The sequence below is a fragment of the Pseudomonas sp. SbOxS1 genome (assembly GCF_013416725.1).
Taxonomy (GTDB): Bacteria; Pseudomonadota; Gammaproteobacteria; order Pseudomonadales; family Pseudomonadaceae; genus Aquipseudomonas.
Genome location: NZ_JAAVXC010000051.1, coordinates 1 through 23391, shown reverse-complemented (window position 1 = coordinate 23391; position 23391 = coordinate 1). Strand labels below are relative to the sequence as shown.

General features: G+C 62.5%; 16 protein-coding genes and 1 pseudogene. 4 read left to right on the top strand and 13 right to left on the bottom strand.

What is annotated here, in order from left to right:
* Positions 1-8: 8 nt before the first annotated feature.
* The 10 genes from ccoG to ccoN (HFK74_RS30440) form a co-directional block, all read right to left on the bottom strand.
* Positions 9-1424: a cytochrome c oxidase accessory protein CcoG gene (gene ccoG / locus HFK74_RS30485; protein WP_180206782.1), complete on the bottom strand. Its 1416-nt coding sequence runs from the start codon at positions 1422-1424 to the stop codon at positions 9-11.
* Positions 1425-1695: 271 nt separating this feature from the next.
* On the bottom strand, positions 1696-1926 hold the full coding sequence (locus tag HFK74_RS30480; protein WP_180206781.1) for a hypothetical protein: 231 nt from the start codon (positions 1924-1926) through the stop codon (positions 1696-1698).
* 498 nt (positions 1927-2424) lie between these two features.
* Positions 2425-3408, bottom strand: a complete 984-nt coding sequence (ccoP, locus tag HFK74_RS30475) for a cytochrome-c oxidase, cbb3-type subunit III (protein WP_008057888.1) — start codon at positions 3406-3408, stop codon at positions 2425-2427.
* Positions 3405-3590: a CcoQ/FixQ family Cbb3-type cytochrome c oxidase assembly chaperone gene (locus HFK74_RS30470; protein ID WP_032831505.1), complete on the bottom strand. Its 186-nt coding sequence runs from the start codon at positions 3588-3590 to the stop codon at positions 3405-3407. The genes ccoP (HFK74_RS30475) and HFK74_RS30470 overlap by 4 nt, the downstream gene beginning before the upstream one ends.
* Before the next feature lie 5 nt (positions 3591-3595).
* Positions 3596-4204: a cytochrome-c oxidase, cbb3-type subunit II gene (gene ccoO / locus HFK74_RS30465; RefSeq protein WP_008057891.1), complete on the bottom strand. Its 609-nt coding sequence runs from the start codon at positions 4202-4204 to the stop codon at positions 3596-3598.
* Positions 4204-5646 (bottom strand): cytochrome-c oxidase, cbb3-type subunit I, encoded by a 1443-nt coding sequence (ccoN, locus tag HFK74_RS30460; RefSeq protein WP_180206780.1) that lies wholly within the window; start codon positions 5644-5646, stop codon positions 4204-4206. Before ccoN (HFK74_RS30460) ends, ccoO (HFK74_RS30465) begins: the two co-directional genes overlap by 1 nt.
* Positions 5647-6127: 481 nt before the next feature.
* Complete coding sequence (ccoP, locus tag HFK74_RS30455) at positions 6128-7081, bottom strand: cytochrome-c oxidase, cbb3-type subunit III (protein WP_180206779.1); 954 nt, start codon at positions 7079-7081, stop codon at positions 6128-6130.
* Complete coding sequence (locus HFK74_RS30450; protein ID WP_008057897.1) at positions 7078-7275, bottom strand: cbb3-type cytochrome c oxidase subunit 3; 198 nt, start codon at positions 7273-7275, stop codon at positions 7078-7080. The genes ccoP (HFK74_RS30455) and HFK74_RS30450 overlap by 4 nt, the downstream gene beginning before the upstream one ends.
* Positions 7276-7278: 3 nt before the next feature.
* Complete coding sequence (gene ccoO, locus HFK74_RS30445) at positions 7279-7887, bottom strand: cytochrome-c oxidase, cbb3-type subunit II (RefSeq protein WP_180206778.1); 609 nt, start codon at positions 7885-7887, stop codon at positions 7279-7281.
* Positions 7888-7897: 10 nt separating this feature from the next.
* Positions 7898-9322, bottom strand: coding sequence for a cytochrome-c oxidase, cbb3-type subunit I (gene ccoN, locus HFK74_RS30440; RefSeq protein ID WP_180206777.1), 1425 nt, complete (start codon positions 9320-9322; stop codon positions 7898-7900).
* A gap of 86 nt (positions 9323-9408) precedes the next feature.
* On the opposite strand from ccoN (HFK74_RS30440), the gene HFK74_RS30435 reads away from it, so the two are divergent.
* The gene (locus HFK74_RS30435) at positions 9409-10089 is read left to right on the top strand and encodes an alpha/beta fold hydrolase (RefSeq protein ID WP_180206776.1); all 681 of its coding nucleotides are present in this window, start codon (positions 9409-9411) and stop codon (positions 10087-10089) included.
* A gap of 285 nt (positions 10090-10374) precedes the next feature.
* Positions 10375-10908 (top strand): transposase, encoded by a 534-nt coding sequence (locus tag HFK74_RS30430; RefSeq protein WP_180206775.1) that lies wholly within the window; start codon positions 10375-10377, stop codon positions 10906-10908.
* Between the two features lie 356 nt (positions 10909-11264).
* On the opposite strand, the gene HFK74_RS30425 is transcribed toward HFK74_RS30430, so the two are convergent.
* Positions 11265-12830, bottom strand: a complete 1566-nt coding sequence (locus HFK74_RS30425; RefSeq protein ID WP_180206774.1) for a PAS domain-containing methyl-accepting chemotaxis protein — start codon at positions 12828-12830, stop codon at positions 11265-11267.
* Positions 12831-13215: 385 nt separating this feature from the next.
* Between HFK74_RS30425 and HFK74_RS30420 the strand changes: the two genes are divergently transcribed.
* Complete coding sequence (locus HFK74_RS30420) at positions 13216-20772, top strand: type I polyketide synthase (RefSeq protein ID WP_180206773.1); 7557 nt, start codon at positions 13216-13218, stop codon at positions 20770-20772.
* 2 nt (positions 20773-20774) lie between these two features.
* Complete coding sequence (locus HFK74_RS30415) at positions 20775-22124, top strand: aminotransferase class I/II-fold pyridoxal phosphate-dependent enzyme (RefSeq protein ID WP_180206772.1); 1350 nt, start codon at positions 20775-20777, stop codon at positions 22122-22124.
* A gap of 190 nt (positions 22125-22314) precedes the next feature.
* Here HFK74_RS30415 and HFK74_RS30410 read toward each other — a convergent pair whose 3' ends face one another.
* Together HFK74_RS30410 and HFK74_RS33010 are read right to left on the bottom strand one after the other, a co-directional pair.
* Positions 22315-22773 carry a transposase gene (locus HFK74_RS30410; protein ID WP_180206771.1) on the bottom strand — a complete coding sequence of 153 codons (459 nt, stop codon included), beginning with the start codon at positions 22771-22773 and terminating at the stop codon, positions 22315-22317.
* A gap of 248 nt (positions 22774-23021) precedes the next feature.
* Positions 23022-23391 (bottom strand): annotated as a pseudogene (locus tag HFK74_RS33010) (hypothetical protein); the annotation flags it as partial.

The following is a 23391-nucleotide window of genomic DNA, read 5'->3' as shown; positions in this document are numbered from 1 at the left end:
CACTTCTCTCAACGATTTTGTGGGCCGATGAATCGGCTCTTGGCTTCAACGTGGATGCTGGCGTCATCGGCGTCCTTGAGGATGAATTTCACCTCGTTGGTGCTCGATGGCAATTGTTCCGGCGCCACCGACAGTTCCACCGGCTGGCTGATGATATCGCCGGCCGCGACCTTGATCTCGCGCCGCCCTTGCAGCTTGAGGTCCGGCAGGCCGGTGGCCTCCAGTACATAAGTGTGGTCGCGCTGGTCCTTGTTCATGACCTTCAGGCTATAGACGTTCTCGATCCGGCCTTCGGCGTTCTCACGGTACAGCACGCGGTCCTTGCTGACGTCGAAACCGACCAGCGAACGCATGAAGAACGCGGTCACCAGTGCCCCGATCATCACCATCAGCACCACGGCATAGCCGATCAGGCGCGGGCGCAGTTTATGGGTTTTCTGCCCGGACAGGTTGTGCTCGGTGGTGTAGCTGATCAGGCCGCGTGGGTACTCCATCTTGTCCATGATGGCGTCGCAGGCATCGATGCACGCCGCGCAACCAATGCACTCGATCTGCAGGCCGTCGCGAATGTCGATGCCGGTCGGGCAGACCTGGACGCACATGGTGCAGTCGATGCAGTCACCCAGGCCCTGGGCCTTGTAGTCGATGCCTTTCTTGCGCGGGCCACGGCTTTCGCCGCGGCGCGGGTCGTAGGAGACGATCAGCGTGTCCTTGTCGAACATCACGCTCTGGAAGCGTGCGTACGGGCACATGTAGATGCACACCTGCTCACGCAGCCAGCCGGCGTTGCCGTAGGTGGCGAGCGTGAAGAAACCGACCCAGAAATATGACCAGCCATCGGCCTGGCCGGTGAAGAACTCGATCACCAGTTCGCGAATCGGCGAGAAGTAGCCGACGAAGGTCATGCCGGTGACGAAGCCGATCAACAGCCACAGGCTGTGTTTGCTGAATTTGCGCAGGAATTTGTTGGCGCTCATCGGCGCCTTGTCGAGTTTGATGCGCTGGTTGCGGTCACCTTCGGTGATCTTTTCGCACCACATGAAGATCCAGGTCCAGACGCTCTGCGGGCAGGTGTAGCCGCACCAGACGCGGCCGGCATACACGGTGATGAAGAATAGGCCGAAGGCGGCGATGATCAGCATGCCGGACAGCAGGATGAAGTCCTGTGGCCAGAAGGTCGCGCCGAAGATGAAGAACTTGCGCTCCGGCAAATTCCACCAGACGGCCTGGTGCCCACCCCAGTTGAGCCACACCGTACCGAAATACAACAGGAACAGGAAAGCGCCGCCCGCCATGCGCAAGTTGCGAAACAGGCCAGTGAAGGCGCGGGTGTAGATTTTTTCCCTGGAGGCGTAGAGGTCGACGCTGTTGTTCGCGTTCTTGGTGGGCGGGGTGACGTCGTGTACCGGAATCTGGTTGCTCATCATTGCATCCCACGGCAGTGGAAAAATGCCCCGGCCAGTACGTGCCGACCGCGGTCAAAAAGAGGTGTTGCAGTAGCGCAATGATACGCCTGTCGCTCTATCTCAAGGGTGCGACCTTTGGTCGCGTTGGGGAAAAAACCCGAATGGTGTAGCGAATGTAACAAAACATGATGCAGGTCAATTGACTATAGCTCAACGGTATTGCACGGCCGAGGTGTGGGGGCCTGGCTTCGGAGCGCGGCGGATATCCGCCGCGCTCACGGGTTACGGCTTAAGGCAGGTTACCTTGCCCCAGGCTGTCGAGCCCGCTGCCCTTGCCGCCGTTGCCCTTGCCACCGCTGGGTGCGGCAAAATTGGAACGACGCTGCGTAGCATCCTTGGCTTCAGGTTCCCCTGGTGTTTCGCCCTCGGTGGTAACGGACACAACATCCGGAACGCTTTTCACAGGCTCAGGTAGTACCGGCCCCATACAGACGTCAACGATGTGTTCTTGATCAGACATGGCATGCATTCCTTGTGTAATGACAATTAACTTCCTTGTCCTGGCAGACCCCGCCTCATGCCGGCACGGCTTGAGGCTAGTCAATCCTCCACGAGCTGTCGTGCTCGCCACCCTCGCCTTCGGGGGGGATGGCAAAGTTGGCACGACGCTGCGAAGGTTTCCCAGATGCAGGTTCCTCGGGTGTTTCGCACTCGGGGATGACGAGCTCAACAGTCGGAGAGATTTCTACTTTCACAGGTTCAGGCAGTACCGGGCCCCTGCAGTCGTCAACGATGTGTTCTTGATCAGACATGGTATGTATTCCTTGTTTAATGACGTTTAACTTCCTTGTCCTGGCACACCCGCCTCATGCCGGTTGCCAGGTCAGTCGACGTTACCCCTGACCGGCGCGCAATCCCATCGAATATAGGTTTCAGATTATGAAACCGGTGCCCTAAACAAAACGGCCCCGCCAATTCTCATTGGCGGGGCCGTTCGTTATCGCTTCAGGCGTATGCCTTACTGGGCGTCCGCCACCGGAGCCTTCTCGCCATGAGACAGGCTGTAGACGTAGGCGGCCAGCAGGTGAACCTTGTCATTACCCTGCATTTGCTCTTGCGCAGGCATCTGGCCCTGACGACCGTAACGGATGGTCTGCTGCAGTTGAGCGAAGCTCGAGCCGTAGATGAACGCGGCCGGGTGGGTCAGGTTAGGTGCGCCCATTGCCGGGGTACCTTTGCCTTCCGGACCGTGGCAGGCCACGCAGTTGGCCGCGAACAACTTGCCACCGGCAACCGGGTCGGCCTTGGTGCCTTCCGGCAGCTTGCGGCCGTCGAGGTTGGTCAGGACGAAAGCGGCAACGTCCGCCACGCCTTGCTCGCCGATCACTTCGGCCCACGCTGGCATGACCGCGTGGCGACCGCCCATGATGGTGGTCTTGATGGTTTCCGCTTCGCCGCCCCAGCGCCAGTCGGCGTCGGTGAGGTTAGGGAAGCCGTAGGCACCCTTGGCGTCGGAACCGTGGCAGACCGAGCAGTTGGAGGCGAACAGGCGACCACCCATTTTCAGGGCTTGCGGGTCTTTCGCTACTTCTTCGATCGGCATGGAAGCGAACTTGGCGAAGATCGGACCGAACTTGGCGTCCGAGCGGGCCATTTCCTTTTCCCATTCGTGAACGCCGGTCCAGCCGGTCTGGCCGTTGGCGAACGCGGTCTGCTTCTCGTTATCGAGGTAGTTGTAGCCCGGCAGCAGGCCTTTCCAGTTGCCCAGGCCCGGGTACAGCACCAGGTAGCCCAGGGCGAAGATGATGGTGCCCACGAACAGCATGAACCACCATTTCGGCAGGGGGTTGTCGTACTCCTCGATCCCGTCGAAGGAGTGGCCAACCGTCTCTTCGGTCGACTCGGTGCGCTGGCCCTTGCGGGTCGACAGCAGCAGCCAGGTCAGGGAAAAGATCGTACCGAGACTGAGGACTGTGACATACAGACTCCAGAATGTAGTCATTCTTTGTTACTCCTAGAAGCTTGCTCGACGTGCTTGATGGCTTCGGGATCATCCGCGAAAGGCAGCAAGGTGGCGTCTTCAAACTCCGACTTGCGCTTGGGGCTGAACACCCACAAGGCCAGACCGACAAAGGCCACCATCACAACGACGGTGCCCAGGCCACGAATCATCCCGATATCCATTTAGATCACCGTTTGCTTTTGATGATGGTGCCCAGGCCTTGCAGATAGGCCACCAGCGCGTCCATTTCGGTTTTGCCCTTCACGGCATCCTTGGCACCGGCGATGTCTTCGTCGGTGTAAGGAACGCCGAGCGCGCGCAACACTTCCATTTTCTTGGCGGTGTCTTTGCCGTCGAGCTTGTTTTCCACGAGGAACGGGTAGGCCGGCATTTTCGACTCAGGCACCACGTTGCGCGGGTTGTACAAGTGCGCACGCTGCCAGTCATCGGAGTAACGACCGCCGACACGGGCCAGGTCCGGACCGGTGCGCTTGGAACCCCACAGGAACGGGTGGTCCCACACGCTTTCACCGGCGACCGAGTAGTGGCCGTAACGTTCGGTTTCAGCACGGAACGGGCGGATCATCTGCGAGTGGCAGCTGACACAACCGTTGGCGATGTACACGTCCCGGCCTTCCAGTTCAAGGGCAGGGCGGGGCTTCATACCCTCGACCGGCTTGTTGGTGACATCCTGGAAAAACAGCGGAACGATCTGGGTCAGGCCGCCGACACTGACGGCGATAACCATGAAGAAGGCCAGCAGGCCAATATTCTTCTCGACTGCTTCATGCTTCATCAGTGAGCTCCAACTACGGCAATCTGTTCGGCGGCTTTGGCTTCAGCCGGGTTCGAGGCGCGTACGGTGCGCCATACGTTGTAGGCCATGAACAGCATGCCGGCGGCGAAGAACGCACCGCCCAGGGCGCGGACGATGAAGCCCGGGTGGCTGGCTTGCAGCGCTTCGACGAACGAGTAGGTGAGGGTGCCGTCATCGTTGATTGCACGCCACATCAGGCCCTGGGTAATGCCGTTGACCCACATCGAAGCGATGTACAGAACGGTACCGATGGTCGCGAGCCAGAAGTGCGTGTTGATCAGGCCGATGCTGTGCATCTGCGCGCGACCGAACAGTTTCGGGATCATGTGGTAGATCGCGCCGATCGAGATCATCGCTACCCAGCCGAGTGCACCGGCGTGTACGTGGCCGATGGTCCAGTCGGTGTAGTGCGACAGCGAGTTCACGGTCTTGATCGCCATCATCGGACCTTCGAAGGTCGACATGCCGTAGAACGCCAGGGACACCACCAGGAAGCGCAGGATCGGGTCGGTGCGCAGCTTATGCCAGGCGCCCGACAGGGTCATCATGCCGTTGATCATGCCGCCCCAGCTTGGCGCCAGCAGGATGATCGACATCGCCATGCCCAGGGACTGGGCCCAGTCCGGCAGAGCGGTGTAGTGCAGGTGGTGCGGGCCGGCCCAGATGTACAGGGTGATCAGCGCCCAGAAGTGCACGATGGACAGGCGATAGGAGTAGATCGGACGCTCGGCCTGTTTCGGCACGAAGTAGTACATCATCCCCAAAAAGCCCGTGGTCAGGAAGAAACCTACGGCGTTGTGACCGTACCACCACTGGATCATCGCGTCGGTCGCGCCCGAGTAGGCCGAGTAGGACTTGAACAGGCTGACCGGCAGCGACATGTGGTTGACGATGTGCAGCATCGCGGTCACGACGATGAAGGCACCGTAGAACCAGTTGCCCACATAGATGTGCTTGGTCTTGCGCTTGGTGATGGTGCCGAAGAACACCAGGCCGTAGGTGACCCAGACGATGGCCAGCAGAATAGCCAGCGGCCATTCCAGCTCAGCGTATTCCTTGGTGGTGGTGTAACCCAGCGGCAAGGTAACGATGGCGCCGACGATCACCGCTTGCCAACCCCAGAAGGTGAAGGCCGCGAGGCTGTCGGAAATCAGTCGCGTTTGGCAGGTTCGCTGCACGACGTAATAGGAAGTGGCAAACAGTGCACAACCACCGAAGGCGAAAATCACCAGGTTGGTGTGCAACGGGCGCAGGCGTCCAAAGCTCGTCCATGGCAGACCGAAGTTCAACTCCGGCCAGACCAGTTGCGAGGCGATGAAGACACCGAGCCCCATGCCAAGGATCCCCCAGACCACCGTCATGATGGCGAACTGGCGGACTACCTTATAGTTATAAGCAGTCGGACTGATTGCTGTGCTCATTCTAAGGTTCCACGGTTTGGGTGTTTTATTAGGATTAAAAATCGGCCGCAAGTATGGAGAAAGCAGGGGGTCATTGCAACGCGCCATGACCTGGGTCAATGCGTTCAAATGCTGATTCTGCGGCCTTTCCATGCGCCGCGTAAGGACAAAAATGGCCTCGGACAAAATGTCGCAGCGAACGGAAAAAGCGAGGGGGTTCAGGTCACTTGTAACGGGGTGTGTTCAAAAGCCCTGATTGGCGACCGACGGCATTTGGCACGACAGCCGGTATCTACCGGCGTTTGCGGCCTGTCAGTCAGCCGATGGGGCGAACACATCGCGCAAGGCGGACCTGGAACCGGCACGGGCCAGTTCGCATCGACCAAGCGTAGACCCGAATCCGGGGATTCGAAAGGTGAGGTTTGACAGGGTGCGACAATGGGTCGCAAAGGGGCGGGGAACTACCGCATCCGAAAGAATGCGGCAGTGCAGGTGTTGCGAACTATTGCTTTTTGCCTTCGACTTGCAGGTTTTGTGTATTCAGTCTGTGTGACAGGCTGTACACATAAGCAGCCAGCAATTGTACTTTATCGTTGCCGAGCAACTCATTTTGCGCCGGCATGTGGCCCTGGCGACCGTGGCGGATGGTCTGCTCGAGCTGGGTCAGGCTGGTGCCGTAAATGAAGCCGGCCGGGTGCGTCAGGTTCGGCGCGCCCATGGCGGCGGTGCCCTGGCCGCTTGCCCCATGGCAGGCGGTGCAGGTGGTGCTGAACGCTTGTTGCCCGGCTTGCAGATCGGCCTTGTTGTCCGCCGGCAATGGCAGCCCGGCCAGTTCGTGACGCACATAGGCGGCGACGTTTTTCACCCCTGCCTCGCCCAGCACTTCGCCCCAGGCCGGCATCGCCGCCATGCGTCCACCCAGGATGGTGGCCTTGATGGTGTTGGCGTCGCCGCCCCAGCGCCAGTCGCTGTCCGCCAGGTTGGGGAAGCCGAACGCGCCCTTGGCATCCGAGCCATGGCACACCGAACAGTTGGAGGCGAACAGGCGCCCACCCATTTTCAGCGCTTGCGGGTCCTTGGCCACTTCTTCCACCGGCATGGCGGCGAATTTGGCGAAGATCGGCCCGAATCGAGCGTCGGCCCTGTCCATCTCCTTTTCCCATTCGTGCACGCCGGTCCAGCCGTTCTCATAACCGGGCAGGATGCCTTTCCAGTTACCCAGGCCGGGATAGAGAATCAGGTAGCCGACGGCAAACACCAGGGTGCCGGCGAACAGCATGAACCACCATTGCGGCAACGGGTTGTCGTACTCCTCGATGCCGTCGAAGCTGTGGCCCATGGTCTGGTCGACGCTGCCCTTGGTTTCGCCCTTGCGGGTGCCGATCAGCAGCCAGGTCAGGCCGATCAGGCTGCCGATGGTCAATACGCAGATCCACGTACTCCAGAAAGTGGTCATGGCCGGGTGCTCCTTGTGGCGGATTCTTCGGGGGTCTCGGCTTGTGGTTCATCGGCGAACGGCAGCAGGCGCGCTTCGGCAAATTGCGGGCTGCGCTTGGCGTTGAACACCCACAGCGTCAGGCCGACGAAGGCCACGAACACCACGACGGTGCCCAGGCCGCGGATCATTCCGGTACTTATTTCAACGACCATGGCTCACCTCTTGCTCTTGATCGCAGTGCCGAGCACTTGCAGGTAGGCGACCAGCGCGTCCATCTCGGACTTGCCCTTGAGCGAGGCGACGGCACCGCTGATGTCCTCGTCGGTGTATGGCACGCCCAGGGTGCGCATGGTCTTGAGCTTGGTTTCGGTGTGGCCGCTGTCGACCGGGTTGGCCACCAGCCACGGGTAGGCCGGCATCTTCGATTCCGGCACCACGTTGCGCGGGTTGTACAAGTGCGCGCGGTGCCAGTCATCGGAGAAGCGCGCGCCCACCCGGGCCAGGTCCGGACCGGTGCGCTTGGAACCCCAGAGGAACGGGTGATCCCACACGCTTTCGCCAGCCACCGAGTAGTGCCCGTAGCGTTCGGTCTCGGCGCGAAACGGGCGGATCATCTGTGAGTGACAACCGACGCAGCCTTCGCGGATATAGATGTCGCGACCTTCGAGCTGCAAAGCGGTGTAGGGCTTCATGCCTTCCACCGGTTTGTTGGTCACGTCCTGGAAGAACAGCGGGACGATCTGGGTCAGGCCGCCGATGCTCACGGCCAGGATCATCAGCAGCAGTAACAGGCCGACGTTTTTCTCGATTGTTTCGTGTTTCATGGCGGACTCCTCAGGCCATCTGCGCGGCAGCGACGACGTCGGCAGGCTGCGAGGCCCGCACGGTGCGCCAGGTGTTGTAGGCCATCAGCAACATGCCGCTGAGGAAGATCGCCCCGCCCACCAGTCGCACGACGAAGCCCGGATGGCTGGCCACCAGGGTTTCGACGAAGGAGTAGGTCAGCGTGCCGTCCTCGTTCACCGCACGCCACATCAGGCCCTGGGCGATGCCGTTGACCCACATCGAGGCGATGTACAGCACGGTGCCGATGGTGGCGAGCCAGAAGTGCGCGTTGATCAGGCCGATGCTGTGCATCTGCGCGCGACCGAAGATTTTCGGGATCATGTGGTACAGCGCACCGATGGAAATCATCGCTACCCAGCCGAGCGCGCCGGCGTGTACGTGGCCGATGGTCCAGTCGGTGTAGTGGGATAGGGCGTTGACGGTCTTGATCGCCATCATCGGCCCTTCGAAGGTCGACATGCCGTAGAACGCCAGCGAGACCACGAGGAAGCGCAGGATCGGGTCGCTGCGCAATTTATGCCAGGCGCCCGACAGGGTCATCATGCCGTTGATCATGCCGCCCCAGCTCGGCGCCAGGAGGATCAGCGACATCACCATGCCCAGCGACTGCGCCCAGTCCGGCAAGGCGGTGTAGTGCAGGTGGTGGGGGCCGGCCCAGATATACAAAGTGATCAGCGCCCAGAAGTGCACGATCGACAGGCGATAGGAATACACCGGGCGCTCGGCCTGCTTAGGCACGAAGTAATACATCATCCCCAGGAAACCGGCGGTGAGGAAAAAGCCTACGGCGTTGTGGCCGTACCACCATTGCACCATCGCATCGGTGGCACCCGAGTACAGCGAGTAGGACTTGGTGAAGCTGACCGGCAATTCCATGTTGTTGACGATGTGCAGGATCGCCACGGTGACGATGAAGCCACCGAAGAACCAGTTGCCGACATAGATGTGCTTGGTCTTGCGCTGCATGATCGTGCCAAAGAACACGATGGCGTAGGCGACCCAGACGATGGTGATCAGGATGTCGATCGGCCACTCCAGTTCGGCGTATTCCTTGGAACTGGTGAAGCCCAGCGGCAGGCTGATGGCCGCCAGGACAATCACCAGTTGCCAGCCCCAGAAACAGAACGCGGCGATTTTCGGTGCAAACAGCTGGGCCTGGCAGGTGCGTTGCACTGAATAGAACGAACTGGCGAACAGGGCGCAGCCACCGAAGGCGAAGATCACCGCGTTGGTGTGCAGCGGGCGCAAGCGGCCGAAGCTGGTCCAGGGCAAATTGAAGTTGAGCTCGGGCCAAACCAATTGGGCCGCGAGAAAAACCCCGAGCCCCATGCCGACGATGCCCCACACCACCGTCATAATGGCGAATTGGCGGACCACCTTATAGTTGTAGGCGGTACTGATAGAAGTGTTCATGGTTCCCCATCCACGGTTCAGCCGAAGTGGGCGCCAACGGCGCGCCCTTCGCCTGGAGTTATAGGCAGACTAAAAGCGAGGCAAGCATGGACAAACAGCACAAGGCCGGTATTGACGGGGATCAATGGGCGCAGTGCGTGCAGGAACATGGATGGTTGTGGGATGCGGCTTCGGGCACGGCCACTGCGACCCTGATCCTGGCCCACGGCGCCGGTGCGCCGATGGACAGCGACTGGATGAACGACATGACCGCGCGCCTTGTGGCACAAGGCGTCAACGTATTGCGCTTTGAGTTTCCGTACATGTCGCAGCGGCGCGTCGACGGCGGCAAACGCCCGCCCAATCCGATGCCAAAGTTGCTGGAATGCTGGCGCGAGGTGTATGCCCAGGTGCGACGCCACGTCACTGGGCCCCTGGCCATTGGCGGCAAGTCCATGGGCGGGCGGGTGGCCAGTTTGCTCGCCGATGAACTGGGTGCTGATGCGTTGGTGTGCCTGGGCTATCCGTTTTATGCCGTGGGCAAGCCGGAGAAACCGCGGGTGGAGCATCTGGCGGCGCTGAAGACACGTACGTTGATCGTGCAAGGTGAGCGCGATGCGTTGGGCAATCGTGAGGCGGTCGAGGGCTACACGTTGTCACCGAGTATCGAGGTGTTATGGCTGGTGGCGGGGGATCATGATTTGAAGCCGCTGAAGGCTTCGGGGTTTACTCATGAGCAGCATTTGGCGGCTGCGGCGAGTAGAGTATCGGCATTTCTCGGTCGATGATCGTTCCCACGCGCAGCAAAGGAATGCAGCCCGGGACGCTCCGCGTCCCAAATCAAGAGCCGAACGCGGAGCGTCCGTTGAGGCATTCCCACGCAGAGCGTGGGAACGATCAGTGACTACCAGGCCCGCCTGCAGAAATTTCCTACCTGCACCATCGCGTTCAGCCACTTGCATAACCGTCTCGTCACCACGCACCCTGATCGTTCCCACGCTCTGCGTGGGAATGCCGCCAGGGACGCTCCGCGTTCCATTTCCATCGCACTGCAAGATTCAAGGACGAATCGCATGGGTCGAAGCCGTTACTCCATCACCGAGCCTGACAAGCCCCACTTCCTCACCTGCACCCTCATGGAATGGCTACCGCTGTTCATCCGCCCCTACATCGTCGACCACCTGCTGGACTGCTGGCGTTACCAGCAAACCCACCACAGCCTGCAGTTGTTCGGTTACGTGATCCTCGAAAACCATCTGCACTTCGTTGCCCAGGCACCTGACCTGGGCAAATGCCTGAACCAGTTCAAATCCTTCACCGCAAGACAGATCATCAATGACCTGCAAAGCAAAGGTGCGGATAGAGCCTTACAGCGGTTGCGTTTCAGCAAGCGGGCGCACAAGCGGGATCGGGTTTATCAGCTGTGGCAGGAGGGTTCGCATGCGGAAATGGTTTTCAGTGAGTCGGTGATGCGCCAGAAGCTCGAGTACATCCACAACAACCCGGTGAAACGAGGGTATGTGGATTTGCCGGAGCACTGGCGTTACTCCAGTGCGAGGAACTATGTGGGGATGGACGGGTTGATCGAGATTCAGCGCTGGTATTGACGTGCACCACTGCAAACTGCGGCGCGACTGGGACGCAGAGCGTCCCGGGCTGCATTCCCACGCGGAGCATGGGAACGATCAACAGCCTCCCAACCCGATCATTCCCGCGCGCGCAAAGTAATGCCGCCAGGGACGCTCCGCGTTCCGCCCTTGGAGGTGATGCAGAGCGTGAGGGGATGCATTCCGTTGCTGCGCGTGGGAACGATCAACAGGCTCGCACCCAGATCGTTCCCACGCTCTGCGTGGGAATGCAGCCCGGGACGCTCCGCGTTCCGCCTTTGGAGTTGTCGCAGGGCGTCACTCAGTGCATTCCTTGTTGCACGCGTGGGAATGATCAGGAGAAGGGAGGGCTCAGGTCAGCGATTAAACCGCTCCACCAACGAATACTGCGTATTCGCCGTCTTGGTCAGCTCTTCACTCAGCAAAGCCGAGTTCTGCGCCTGTTCCGAGGTCTGGTCCGCCAGTGCCGAGATGTTGCTGATATTGCGGCTGATTTCTTCGGCCACGGCGCTTTGCTCTTCGGTTGCGGCGGCGATCTGGGTGGTCATGTCGGTGATGTTGGCCACCGCCTCGCTGATCCCCACCAGGGCCTGATCCGCTTCCAGCACCCGCGCCACGCCTTCTTCGGCCTGGCGATGCCCGGCTTCCATGGTCTGCACCGCGGTGCCCGCGGTTTGCTGGAGCTTGGCGATCAGGGCGTGGATCTGCCCAGTGGATTCGCTGGTGCGTTGGGCCAGTTGGCGAACTTCGTCGGCCACTACCGCAAAACCACGGCCCATCTCGCCGGCGCGCGCCGCTTCGATGGCTGCGTTTAGCGCCAGCAGGTTGGTCTGGTCGGCGATGCCTTTGATCACGTCGACCACGCCGCCGATTTCGTTGCTGTCCTTGGCCAGTTGCGTCACGGTCAGGCCGGTCTCGCCCACCACCACCGACAGGCGCTGAATGGCTTCACGGGTTTCCCCGGCGATGTCGCGACCACGACCGGTCAGGCGGTTGGCTTCCTGGGTAGCGTCAGCGGTGCGTTGCACGTGGCTGGCGACTTCCTGGGTGGTGGCGGCCATCTGGTTGACGGCGGTGGCCACCTGTTCGGTCTCCACGCGCTGGCGTTCCAGGCCGCTGGAGCTGTTGTGCGCCAGGGCGTCGGACTGCTTCGCCTGGTCGGTCAGGTGCTCGGCGGTGTCCTGCAGGCGGGTCAGGCAGGTTTTCAGGCGGGCTTCCTGGCTGAGGATCGACATTTCCAGGCGGGCCTGGGCACCGCGGCTGTCGGTGTACATCTGCGCGATCAGCGGGTCGGACGTGGTTTGCTCGGCCAGGCGCAGCAAACGCTTGATGCCGCGTTGCTGCCAGCCCAGGCCCAACAGGCCCAACGGCACCGAAAGCGCCGCCGCCAGGGCAAAGCCCCACTGCGAGTTCAGCGTCGCGCCGATCATGAAGCTCAACTGGCTGACCAGAATGAAAGGCAGCCAATCCTGCAGCACCGGCAACCATTTATCAGTGGCGGGGATGGCTGGCTTGCCCTGGTTGATGCGTTGGTAGAGCGCTTCGGCGCGGCGAATCTGTTCGGCGGTGGGCTTGACCCGCACCGACTCGTAACCGATGACCTGATTGCCTTCGAAGACCGGCGTCACATAGGCGTTAACCCAGTAGTGGTCACCGTTCTTGCAGCGATTCTTGACAATGCCCATCCATGGCAAGCCTTGTTTGAGTGTGCCCCACATGTGCGCGAAGACCGCGGCGGGCACGTCAGGGTGACGCACCTGGTTGTGCGGCGCCCGGATCAGTTCCTCACGTGAAAACCCGCTGATCTCGACGAAAGCGTCATTGCAGTAGGTGATCATGCCCTTGGCATCGGTGGTGGAAATCAACCGTTGCTGAGCCGGGAAGGTCCGTTCGCGTTGAGTAATGGGCTGGTTATTACGCATGGCTTGTTTAATCCGCAAGGCTTTGACAGGTTGTCGGCCGTGCAGCGCTTTTATTGAATTTATTTTTTCCTGGTGCCAGGCGTCGATCATCAAGGGTGAATATGCGACGACGGGTCGCAATGTAACGGTTTGTAAGGGTTTCCCTCGGCAGGCGCTCAGCGTATGATTTTGCGCCCCTGGCGCTGGCGCTTTAGTGGCTCATCCTTGAGGGGATGCGGGCGTCGATGCCGGGCAGAAAAGTACTCCTAACAATAAATATAGAGTCGCTACCCAACGGAATTTAGCAAGTTTCTCAACGTTATGTTGAACCCATGAGGGCGTTCGACGCACCCATCGCACGAAGTGATGTTGGTACCGTTGAGAATATAAAAAGGTGGAGAAAATCATGCGTAGAAAAGTTGCAATTATTGGGGCTTCGTTCCGTTTTCCCGGCTCCACTTCCGCAACTTTTTGGCAGAACCTGCTGGAAGGGCACGACTTCATCACGCAGGTCGACCCGTCCCGCTGGTCCCGCGATGCGTTTTTCCACCCCGACAAGGCCAACCCTGGCACCGCCTACACCCTGGCGGCCGGTACGCTGGGTGACATCTCCACCTTCGACGCCGGTTTCTTCAGCATTTCTCCCCGCGAAGCGGCAATCATGGACCCCCAACAGCGCCTGTTGCTGGAACTGGGATGGGAAGTGTTCGAGAACGCCGGGGTAAAACCGTCGAGCGTGCGCGGCAGCAATTGCGGGGTCTTCCTGGGCATTGCCAGCACCGACTATGCCTATCGCCTGTCCCACGACCTGTCGCTGGTGGACGCCTCGACGGCCACGGGCAACACCTTCAGCATCGCGGCCAATCGCCTGTCGTACTTTTATGACCTGCACGGCCCGAGCATGGCGGTCGATACTGCGTGTTCCTCCTCGTTGGTGGCGTTCCACCAGGCCTGCCAGGCCATTCAAAGCGGCGATATCGACCAGGCACTGGCCGGCGGTATCAGCCTGCACCTGCACCCGTTCGGTTTCCTGATCTTCTCCAAGGCCTCGATGCTGTCGCGTAAAGGCCGCTGCAACGTGTTCGACGAAGCCGGTGACGGTTATGTGCGCTCCGAAGGGGCAGGGCTGTTCTACCTCAAGGATTACGACAAGGCGGTGGCCGATGGCAACCAGATCCTCGCCGTCGTTGCCGGCAGTGCGGTCAACACCGACGGGCGCAAGTCCGGGTTGACCGTGCCCAGCGCCGATGCGCAGGCGGCGTTGATGACCCAGGCCTACGCCAGCGCCGGGATCTCGCCGGCCGACATCGATTACCTGGAGGCGCACGGTACGGGCACGCCGGTGGGCGATCCGATCGAAAGCCGCGCCATCGGCCTGGCGCTGGGCCAGGCTCGCGGGGCGGACAAGCCGTTGTTGATCGGCTCGGTCAAGAGCAACATCGGTCACCTGGAGGCCGCGTCCGGCGTGGCCGGCTTGATGAAGGCGCTGTACTGCGTCACCGAACGCCAGGTGCCGGCCACCATCGGCATCAAGAACCTCAACCCGCGTATTCCGTTCGCCGACCTCAACCTCAACGTCGCCACCCGCAACCACGCCCTCAAGCCGGACGGCACGCTGGTGGTGGGGGTCAACTCCTTCGGTTTCGGCGGCGCCAACGCCCACGTCATCCTGCAAAGCCACACGCCCCAGGCTGTAGCACCGGTTGCCCAGGCAGGCCCGGTGCCGTTGATGGTCACGGCCAAGGACAGCGCCGGCTTGGCGGCCATGGCCGAAAGCATCGCCCAGCACCTGGGCGATCACCCGGCAGCCGGCCTGTATGACGTGGCGTACCAGGCAATGATGCGTCGCGACCTGCATCCGCAGCGTGTGGTGGTGTTCGAGGCCGATCAACAGCAAGGCGCCCAGGCGCTGCTGGACTTCGCGCTGGACCCGGCTGTTTCGGCCTTGAGCTCGGTGGTCGAAAGCGGTCGCGCGCTGGATCAGGCCAAGGGCCCGGTGTTCGTGTACTCCGGCAATGGCTCGCAGTGGCAGGGCATGGGCAAGGCGCTGCTCGCCGATGCCGTGTTCCAGGCCGCGGTGGCGGAAGTCGACGCGCTGTTCCAGCCGCTGGCCGGCTATTCGCTGATCAAGGAACTGGCGGGCGAGTACGGCCAGGAGCGTTATCACCTGACCGAACTGGCTCAGCCGGCGCTGTTCGCGCTGCAAGTGGGCGTGACCCGCATGCTGGAAAGCAAAGGCGTGGTGCCGCAGGTGGTGATGGGCCACAGCGTTGGTGAAGTGGCAGCCGCCTGGGCATCTGGCGCCCTGAGCCTGGTCGACGCGACCCGCGTGATCTACCACCGCAGTCGCCTGCAGGGGCTGACCGCCGGGTCCGGGCAGATGTCCGCCGTGGGCCTGTCGGGCAGTGACACCGCGAACCTGTTGCTGGAGCTGGGCCTGGATGATGTGGTCGTGGCCGGCGAAAATAGCTTCAAGGGCGCCACCGTGGCCGGCTCCGTGGCCGGGCTTGAGCGTCTGGAACAGGCGCTGACCGAGCGCCAGGTGTTCGTGCGCCGCCTGGGCCTGGACTACGCCTTCCATTCGCCAGCCATGAACGTGATCGCCGAACAGGTGGTCGAGGCGTTGCGCGATATCGCGCCGCGCGCCAGCCGCATCCCGATGTATTCCACGGTCACCGGTGGCTTGCTCGAGGGTGAGCGCCTGGACGCCGAGTACTGGTGGCAGAACATCCGTTTCCCGGTGCTGTTCCAGTCCGCCAGCGAGACCCTGTGCGAGCAGGGCTACAACGTCTTCGTCGAAGTCGGTCCGCACCCGATCCTGCGCAGCTATGTCAGCGATGCCCTGGCGGCACGCGAGCAACAGGGCGTGGTCATCGCCACGCTCAAGCGCCATGACGACGCCGCGCCGATGGTCACCCGAGCGGTGGCCAAGGTGCTGATCAGTGGCGCTGAAACCGACCTGGCGTGCCTGTTCCCGAGCACCGGGCGCTTCGTGCGTTTGCCCAACTACGCTTGGCAGCGCGAGCGTCACTGGCACGGCGACACGCCGGAGTCGGCGCGCACGCTGTACCACGATCGCGTGCATCCGCTGCTGGGCCATGCGGTACCCGGTCACGAGCTGACCTGGGACAATCGCCTGGACACGCAACTGTTCCCGTCCCTGGAAGACCACAAGGTCGGCGATGCCGTGCTGTTCCCTGGCGCCGGTTTCACCGAGCTGGTGCTGGCGGCCGCACAGTGCTACCAGCCGGGTGAGTTCGTCGACATCGAAGAGCTTGAGATTCACAGCCCGCTGGTGCTGCACGCCGAATCGAGCAAGCGCGTGCGCGTGCAGATCGACAGCAGCGACGGCACGGTGTCGATCGTTTCGCGCAGCACCTCCCAGGAAGAACCCTGGGCCCGCCACGTGGTTGCCCGCCTGCCGGGCGAGGCCCGTGGTGTGCTGCTCAACGAAGCGGCGCCAGCGCTGCCGGACCGCGCCGCGGATTTCACCCGTAACGAACATTTGCAACTGACCACGGCGGTCGGCCTGAATTATGGCCCGGCCTACCAGGCCATCGAAGCCGGCTGGATCGACGGTGACCAGGTGCTGGCGCAGCTCAGCGCCCCGAGCGTCATCGCTTCGGAACTGGCGGCCCTGCACCTGCATCCGGCGCTGCTGGACAGCGCGTTCCAGCTGATCACCCAGTTGCTCAGTCGCGATCCGAAGGCGCGTAACGGCCTGGCGTTCATTCCGGTGAAACTGGGGCGCATCAACTTCGCCGCGGGCAGCCTGCCTCCGTGCCTGGCCAAGGTGCGCCTGGTGCGCCGTTCGGAGCATTCGCTGCTGGCCGACTTCACCCTGTACGATGCCGAGGGGCGTGCGGTGGTGTGCATCAAGGACGCGCGCTTCCGTGCGGTCAAGTTGCACAAGGATCGCAGCGGCGACCTGAAACTGGTGGATTTCGCCGGTATCGCCAAACCTTATCCATTGGCTGCCCGCGGGCTATCGCAAGCGGCCTCGCCATTGCACAGCGCCCTGGCGCACAGCCTGGCGTTGGTAAGCGATGAACCGACCCTGGTGCGTTACAGCCAGGAAGTCGATCCACTGCTGGACAGCCTGTGCGGCAGCTTCGTGCTGGAGGCCATCGAGTCCCTCGGCGGCCGCCTCACCGGCGCGCAACGGTCGACCTGGCAGGCCGAGGCGCAAGGCTTCTCGGGCTACCTCGATCACCTGCTGCAGCAGGCGCTGGACGACGGCAGCCTGATTGCCAGCGGCGACAGCTGGCAGCTGGCCGATCAGGGCGAGCAGCCAAGTGCCCAGGACATCTGGCAGGAACTGTTCCGCAGTTATCCCGAGCACTTCCAGATCGTGCACTCGGTGGGCCGTATCGGCATTCACCTGCAGGACCTGCTGAGCGGTGCGGTGCAGATCGAAACGCTGCTGCCCCGTGAAACCTCGCCGGCCCAGTTGGCCCGCCAGGTGCTCGGCGCCAGCGGCTACCACGCCTTGCTGGACGCGATCAAAAGCCACATCGAACAACGCCTGGCCGTATTGCCGGCAGGCCAGCGCCTGCGCATCCTCGAACTTGGCTTCGGTGGCGCGCCCTTCGCCGCGCAGCTCTGTGCACAGCTGGACTTCGACCGTGTCGACTACCAGTACAGCGCCGACGACCTGGACCCGGCCAGCTTGCTGCAAGCCGACTTCCCGGACCTGCGCCTGCTCAGCCTCGGCGACGCCGCGCAACTGCCAGCGGTACCCGCCCAGGGTTTCGACCTGGTGCTGGTCGCCAGCGACCTGGCGCCGTTGCAAGCCATCAGCGCGGGCCTTAGTCATGGCGCGGCGCGCTTGTCGGCCGGTGGCCAGTTGATGCTGTTGGCGCAGCATCCGGCCCGTTGGGCGGATTTCGTCTTCGGTGCGCAACCTTCGTGGTGGCTGGCCGGGCAGGACCAGGGCAGTTTGTCGGTGCAGCAGCGCCCGGGCTTCTGGCAACAGGAACTGCGTCGTCACGGCCTGAGCGTCAGCGAGGCGCTGGAATTGAGCCCAGGCATGTCCAGCGGCAGCTACGTGCTGGTGGGCGAAGCCGAAGCGGCGGCGGCATTCGAACCGCAGCCACTGCTGGCACAGCGTTGGTTACTGGTGGCCGATGAGCAGGGCGCGGAACACGCCTTCGCCCAGCAACTGGCCGCCGCCCTGCGCGAGCAGGGGCAAAGCGTTGACTGGCTGGCGCCAGCGTCGGCCCAGGACCTGGCCGAGCAACTGCGCGCCACGGCGGCGCCGCAGCACCTGCTGTTGCTCAGCGGCCTGTTCGGCAGCCACGGCCTGGACGACCAGGCGCGGCGCTGCATGTTGGCCGCGGCACTGACCCAGGCGTGCGAGCAGGTGGGCATCAGCCCCGATTGCTGGCTGCTGACCCGTGGTGCGGCGGTGCATTTGTTGCCGGCCGCGGCACAGGTCGCAGGTGACCTGGCATCCGTCGCCGATGCGGCGTTGTGGGGCTTTGGTCGCACCCTCGCCAACGAAACCGTGGGTTGCCGCGTGCGCCTGCTGGACCTGGCCGAAGGGGCCGGGGTCGACGCGTTGCTGCCGGCCTTGCTCAATGCCGATGACGAAACCGAACTGGCCATCAGTGCCGACGGCGATCGTTACGTGGCTCGCCTGCGGGTGCGTCCTGATCAGTTGGAGGCCGGCGCCGAACAACAGACTGCGACCCAGGTCAGCCTTGGCTTCGAACTGCCGGGCCAATTGCGCAACCTGCGCTGGGAAGCCCACGAGCCGTTGTTGCCGGCGGGCGATGAACTGGACATCGAAGTCCAGGCCACCGGCCTGAACTTCCGCGACGTGATGTATGCCCTCGGCCTGTTGTCCGACGAAGCCATCGAGAACGGCTTCTCCGGCCCGACCCTGGGCTTTGAATTCGCCGGTGTCGTGCGCGCCAAGGGCGCGCAGGTGGAAGGTGACTTCCAGCCGGGCGACCGGGTCGTCGGCTTTGGTCCGTCGAGTTTCGCCAATCGCCTGGTCACCAATGCCAATGCAGTGGCGCGGATCCCCGAGGGCATGTCCTTCGAGGCGGCGGCGACCATCCCGAGCACCTTCTTCACCGTGTACTACGCGCTGCATCACCTGGCGCGCCTGGAACCGGGCGAGAAAATTCTCATCCACGGCGCCGCGGGCGGTGTCGGCATTGCCGCGATCCAGATCGCCAAATGGTGCGGGGCCGAGATCTACGCCACCGCCGGCAGCGACGAAAAACGCGACTTCCTGCGCTTGCTTGGCGTCGAGCATGTGTTCGATTCACGCTCGCTGGCGTTTGCCGACGAGATCCTGGCGATCACCGCCGGCCGTGGCGTCGACGTGGTGCTCAATTCCCTGGCGGGCGAGGCGATCAACCGCAACCTGCAGGTGCTCAAGCCATTCGGCCGCTTCCTCGAACTGGGCAAGCGCGACTTCTACCAGAACACCAAGATCGGCCTGCGGCCGTTCCGCAACAACATCAGCTACTTCGGCATCGACGCCGACCAGCTGATGAGCGAGCGTCCGGACCTGACCCGTCGCCTGTTCGGCGACATGATGCAGCTGTTCCGCGACGGCATCCTCAGCCCGCTGCCGTACCGTGAGTTCGACGCCAACGACGTGGTCGAGTCGTTCCGCTACATGCAGCAGGCGCGGCAGATCGGCAAGATCGTCGTCACCTACCGCACGCCGATCCAGCAGGTGTTCCACGCACCGCTGGCCCAGGCGCAGGCCTTGCAACTGGCGGCCGACGGCACCTACCTGGTGACCGGCGGGCTCAGCGGTTTCGGCCTGCGTACCGCGCAATGGCTGGTGGACAAGGGCGCTCGTCACCTGGCGTTGCTGGGCCGTCGCGGCGCGGCCACCGAAGAAGCGCTACCGGCGCTGGCGGCCTGGCGCGAGCAGGGCATCGAGGTCCAGGCGCTGGCCTGCGACATCACCGACATCGCCCAGTTGCGCAGCGTGCTGGCCAGTATCGAAACTTCCAAGGCGCCGTTGCGTGGCGTGGTGCATGCGGCCACCGTGTTCGAAGACGGGCTGATCCGCAACCTGACCCAGGCGCAATTGCAACGGGTGCTAGAACCCAAGGCCAAGGGCGCGCAGTACCTGCACGAACTGACCGCGCACCTGGCGCTGGACTTCTTCGTGCTGTTCTCCTCGGCGACCACCCTGTTCGGCAACCCGGGGCAGGCCAACTACGTGGCGGCCAACCATTGGCTCGAAGCCCTGGCCCGTCATCGCCTGCTGCAAGGGCTGCCGGCCACGGCGGTGCTGTGGGGGGCGATCGACGATGCCGGTTTCCTCGCGCGCAACCAGGACGTCAAGGAAGCCCTGCAAAGTCGCATGGGCGGCGCCGCCTTGCAGTCGCAAGCGGCCCTTGACACCCTGGAGCGCCTGCTGCTGCAACAGCGCTCCGGGTTGGGTGTGCTGGAGCTCGACTGGAAAGCCCTGTCGCGCTTCCTGCCGGCCGCCGGTTCGCCGAAGTTCAGTGAACTGGCACGGCTGCACAGTGGCGAGCAGGAGGAAGAGAGCAACGTCGATGATATCCAGCGCCTGTTGCTGGAGATGGACGACCAGGAACTCACCGAACTGTTTGCCGAAATGCTCAAGCAGGAAATCAGCGAGATCCTGCGCATGCCGACCAGCAAGCTCGACAGCAGCCGACCGTTGCAGGAACTGGGGCTGGACTCGTTGATGAGTGTGGAGCTGGTGGTGGCGGTCGAGGAGCGCTTCGGCATTCGCCTGCCGGTGATGGAGCTGAGCGAAACCTCCAGCATCGCCAAATTGACCGTGCGCATTCTTGAACTGCTGCGCGGCAACCAGGATGCCGAGGCTGCGCCCGTTACCGAAGACAACCTGCAGGCGCAGACCCTGGCACGCCATGGCGTCGAACTGTCCGAGGCTGAACCGGCCCAGGTCCGCCAGGGCGCGCGCGACCCTGATTCCCAACTTTCCCGTTTGATCAATTGACTATGACCTCTAAAAGTTCACCAGGGCTTGGCGCTTCGATGAAAGACAAGCTGATCCAGCAAGCCCTGGAGCGGCGCCAGCGGCAGAGCGGCGATGGGGCGCCGCCGGCGTCGTTGGCGGATGTGAGCCGCAACGCGCGGGCGGTGCCGGAGCAGTTCTATCGCTTCGATCAGCATCCCGGTTACCAGCAACTGCGGATCATGCATGACGGTGCGGCACGCTTTGGCCTGGCCAACCCGTTCTTCAAGCTGCATGAAAGCCTGGCGGGCGCCGAAACGACGATCCAGGGCCAGCGCTTCGTCAACTTCGCCAGCTACAACTACCTGGGTTACTCCGGTCACCCGGTGGTCGCCGAGGCGGCCAAGGCGGCCATCGATCACTACGGCACCTCGGTGTCGGCCAGTCGCCTGGTGTCCGGCGACCGGCCGATCCATCGCGAGCTGGAGGCCGAACTGGCCCGGCTGTACGAGGTGGATGACGCCGTGACCTTTGTCAGTGGGCATGCCACCAACGTCACCACCATCGGCTACCTGTTCGGCCCGCGCGACCTGGTGATCCACGACGAACTTATCCACAACAGCGTGCTGCAAGGCATCCAGTTGTCCGGCGCGCGTCGCTTGAGCTTTGCCCACAACGACGTCGAAGCCTTCGACCGTCTGCTGGGCGATCAACGCCAGCATTTCGAGCGGGTGCTGGTGGTGCTCGAAGGCATCTACAGCATGGACGGCGACTACCCGGACCTGCCGCGCTTCGTCGAGCTGAGGAATAAGCACAAGGTGTTCCTGATGGTCGACGAGGCCCACTCGCTGGGCGTGATGGGGGCCAACGGCAAGGGCATTCGCGAGCACTTCGGCCTGGCGGGTTCTGACGTCGACATCTGGATGGGCACCCTGAGCAAGACCCTGGCCAGTTGCGGTGGCTACATTGCCGGCGAATCAGCCCTGGTCGAACACCTGAAGTTCATGGCGCCGGGGTTTCTCTACAGCGTCGGCATGCCGGCCTCGGTGGCGGCGGCGGCACTCGCGGCAGTGCGCTGCATGGCCCACGACGCCGAGCGCGTGGCGACCTTGCAGGCGCGCGGCCAACAGTTCCTCGCCCTGGCCCGTGAGGCAGGGCTGGACACCGGCACCAGTACCGGGCTGGCGGTGATTCCGGTGATCACCGGCAGTTCGCTCAAGGCCACGCAGTTGTCTGGCGCCCTGGCCAAACGCGGCATCAACGCCCAACCGATCCTGCACCCGGCCGTCCCGGAAAAAGCCGCCCGCGTGCGCTTCTTCGTCTCGTGCCTGCACACCCCCGAGCAAATCGCCGAGACCGTGGCCATCGTTGCTCAGGAGCTGCAAAAGCTGTAACGCCGACACCCCTGTATAACGCGTATGCCCTTGTAGAGCTGGCTTGCCAGCGAAGGGACCCGCCAGCCCAACACAAGATTCAAAACCGCCTTCGCCGGCAAGCCGGCTCCTACAGGTCCCATGTTTTTTGTAGGAGCTGGCTTGCCAGCGAAGGGGCCCGCGAGCCCGACACAAAATTCAAAGCCGGCTCCTACAACCAAATGGCGTCCCACAATGGATAATCTTGTACCCGCCTGGCCAGCCCTGCCCGCAATGGATTGGCAATGATGTAACGCGCCACGGCGCGTAAATCCTCTTCGCGACGAATCGCCCGGTCATGGAAGCCTTTCTGCCATATCTGCCCCGTGCGACCCAAACGGGCATTCACGGCTCTCGCGCATCGGGATTTGGTCGCCCTCATCAAGCCTGGCAACGAGTTGTTCTGCAGCTCGACCAGCCAGTGAAAGTGGTCGGGCATCACCACCCAGGCCAGGGAATTTGCCTGCTCCTCGTTCTGCGCCTGACGAAATTGCTCCACCATCAAACGTCCAATGCGCCAGTCACTGAAGATCGGTTCGCGCAGACGGGTAACGGCGGTGAGCAGGTATATCTGTCCTGACTGCGAGTAACGTCCGGAGCGTAGATGGTTGGCGTGCGAACGAATGGGCAATCCGTTGCCCTCCTTTTGTCGGTCGAAAAGGGTAAGGCTAGTGCGCAGAAAATTTCACGTTGAAAAGGTTTGAGTCCGGGTGTGACCAACCCAGAGGCCACATGTTTTTTGTGCGTCGAGGCGCCGCAAATCAATCGCGTGTACATGGTTATCGCGTGCGCATGGTTTTTGTAGGAGCTGGCTTGCCAGCGAAGAGGCCCGACAGCCCGACACAAGATCCAAGACCGCCTTCGCCGGCAAGCCGGCTCCTACAGGTCGCATGGTTTTTGTAGGAGCTGGCTTGCCAGCGAAGAGGCCCGCAAGCCCGACACAAGATCCAAGACCGCCTTCGCCGGCAAGCCGGCTCCTACAGGTCGCATGATTTTTTGTAGGAGCTGGCTTGCCAGCGAAGAGGCCCGTAAGCCCGACACAAGATCCAAGACCACCTTCGCCGGCAAGCCGGCTCCTACAGGTCGCATGATTTTTTGTAGGAGCTGGCTTGCCAGCGAAGAGGCCCGCAAGCCCGACACAAGATCCAAGACCACCTTCGCCGGCAAGCCGGCTCCTACAGGTCGCATGATTTTTGTAGGAGCTGGCTTGCCAGCGAAGAGGCCCGCCAGCCCGACACAAGATCCAAGA

Excerpts from the sequence above, each read along its gene's own strand:
- ccoN (WP_180206777.1), bottom strand. The coding sequence starts at position 9,322 with ATGAACACTTCTATCAGTACCGCCTACAACTATAAGGTGGTCCGCCAA.
- HFK74_RS30425 (WP_180206774.1), bottom strand. The coding sequence starts at position 12,830 with ATGCGTAATAACCAGCCCATTACTCAACGCGAACGGACCTTCCCGGCT.
- HFK74_RS30470 (WP_032831505.1), bottom strand. The coding sequence starts at position 3,590 with ATGGATATCGGGATGATTCGTGGCCTGGGCACCGTCGTTGTGATGGTG.
- HFK74_RS30415 (WP_180206772.1), top strand. The coding sequence starts at position 20,775 with ATGACCTCTAAAAGTTCACCAGGGCTTGGCGCTTCGATGAAAGACAAG.
- HFK74_RS30450 (WP_008057897.1), bottom strand. The coding sequence starts at position 7,275 with ATGGTCGTTGAAATAAGTACCGGAATGATCCGCGGCCTGGGCACCGTC.
- ccoN (WP_180206780.1), bottom strand. The coding sequence starts at position 5,646 with ATGAGCACAGCAATCAGTCCGACTGCTTATAACTATAAGGTAGTCCGC.
- HFK74_RS30435 (WP_180206776.1), top strand. The coding sequence starts at position 9,409 with ATGGACAAACAGCACAAGGCCGGTATTGACGGGGATCAATGGGCGCAG.
- HFK74_RS30420 (WP_180206773.1), top strand. The coding sequence starts at position 13,216 with ATGCGTAGAAAAGTTGCAATTATTGGGGCTTCGTTCCGTTTTCCCGGC.
- ccoP (WP_180206779.1), bottom strand. The coding sequence starts at position 7,081 with ATGACCACTTTCTGGAGTACGTGGATCTGCGTATTGACCATCGGCAGC.
- ccoO (WP_008057891.1), bottom strand. The coding sequence starts at position 4,204 with ATGAAGCATGAAGCAGTCGAGAAGAATATTGGCCTGCTGGCCTTCTTC.
- ccoP (WP_008057888.1), bottom strand. The coding sequence starts at position 3,408 with ATGACTACATTCTGGAGTCTGTATGTCACAGTCCTCAGTCTCGGTACG.
- HFK74_RS30480 (WP_180206781.1), bottom strand. The coding sequence starts at position 1,926 with ATGTCTGATCAAGAACACATCGTTGACGTCTGTATGGGGCCGGTACTA.
- ccoO (WP_180206778.1), bottom strand. The coding sequence starts at position 7,887 with ATGAAACACGAAACAATCGAGAAAAACGTCGGCCTGTTACTGCTGCTG.
- ccoG (WP_180206782.1), bottom strand. The coding sequence starts at position 1,424 with ATGAGCAACCAGATTCCGGTACACGACGTCACCCCGCCCACCAAGAAC.
- HFK74_RS30430 (WP_180206775.1), top strand. The coding sequence starts at position 10,375 with ATGGGTCGAAGCCGTTACTCCATCACCGAGCCTGACAAGCCCCACTTC.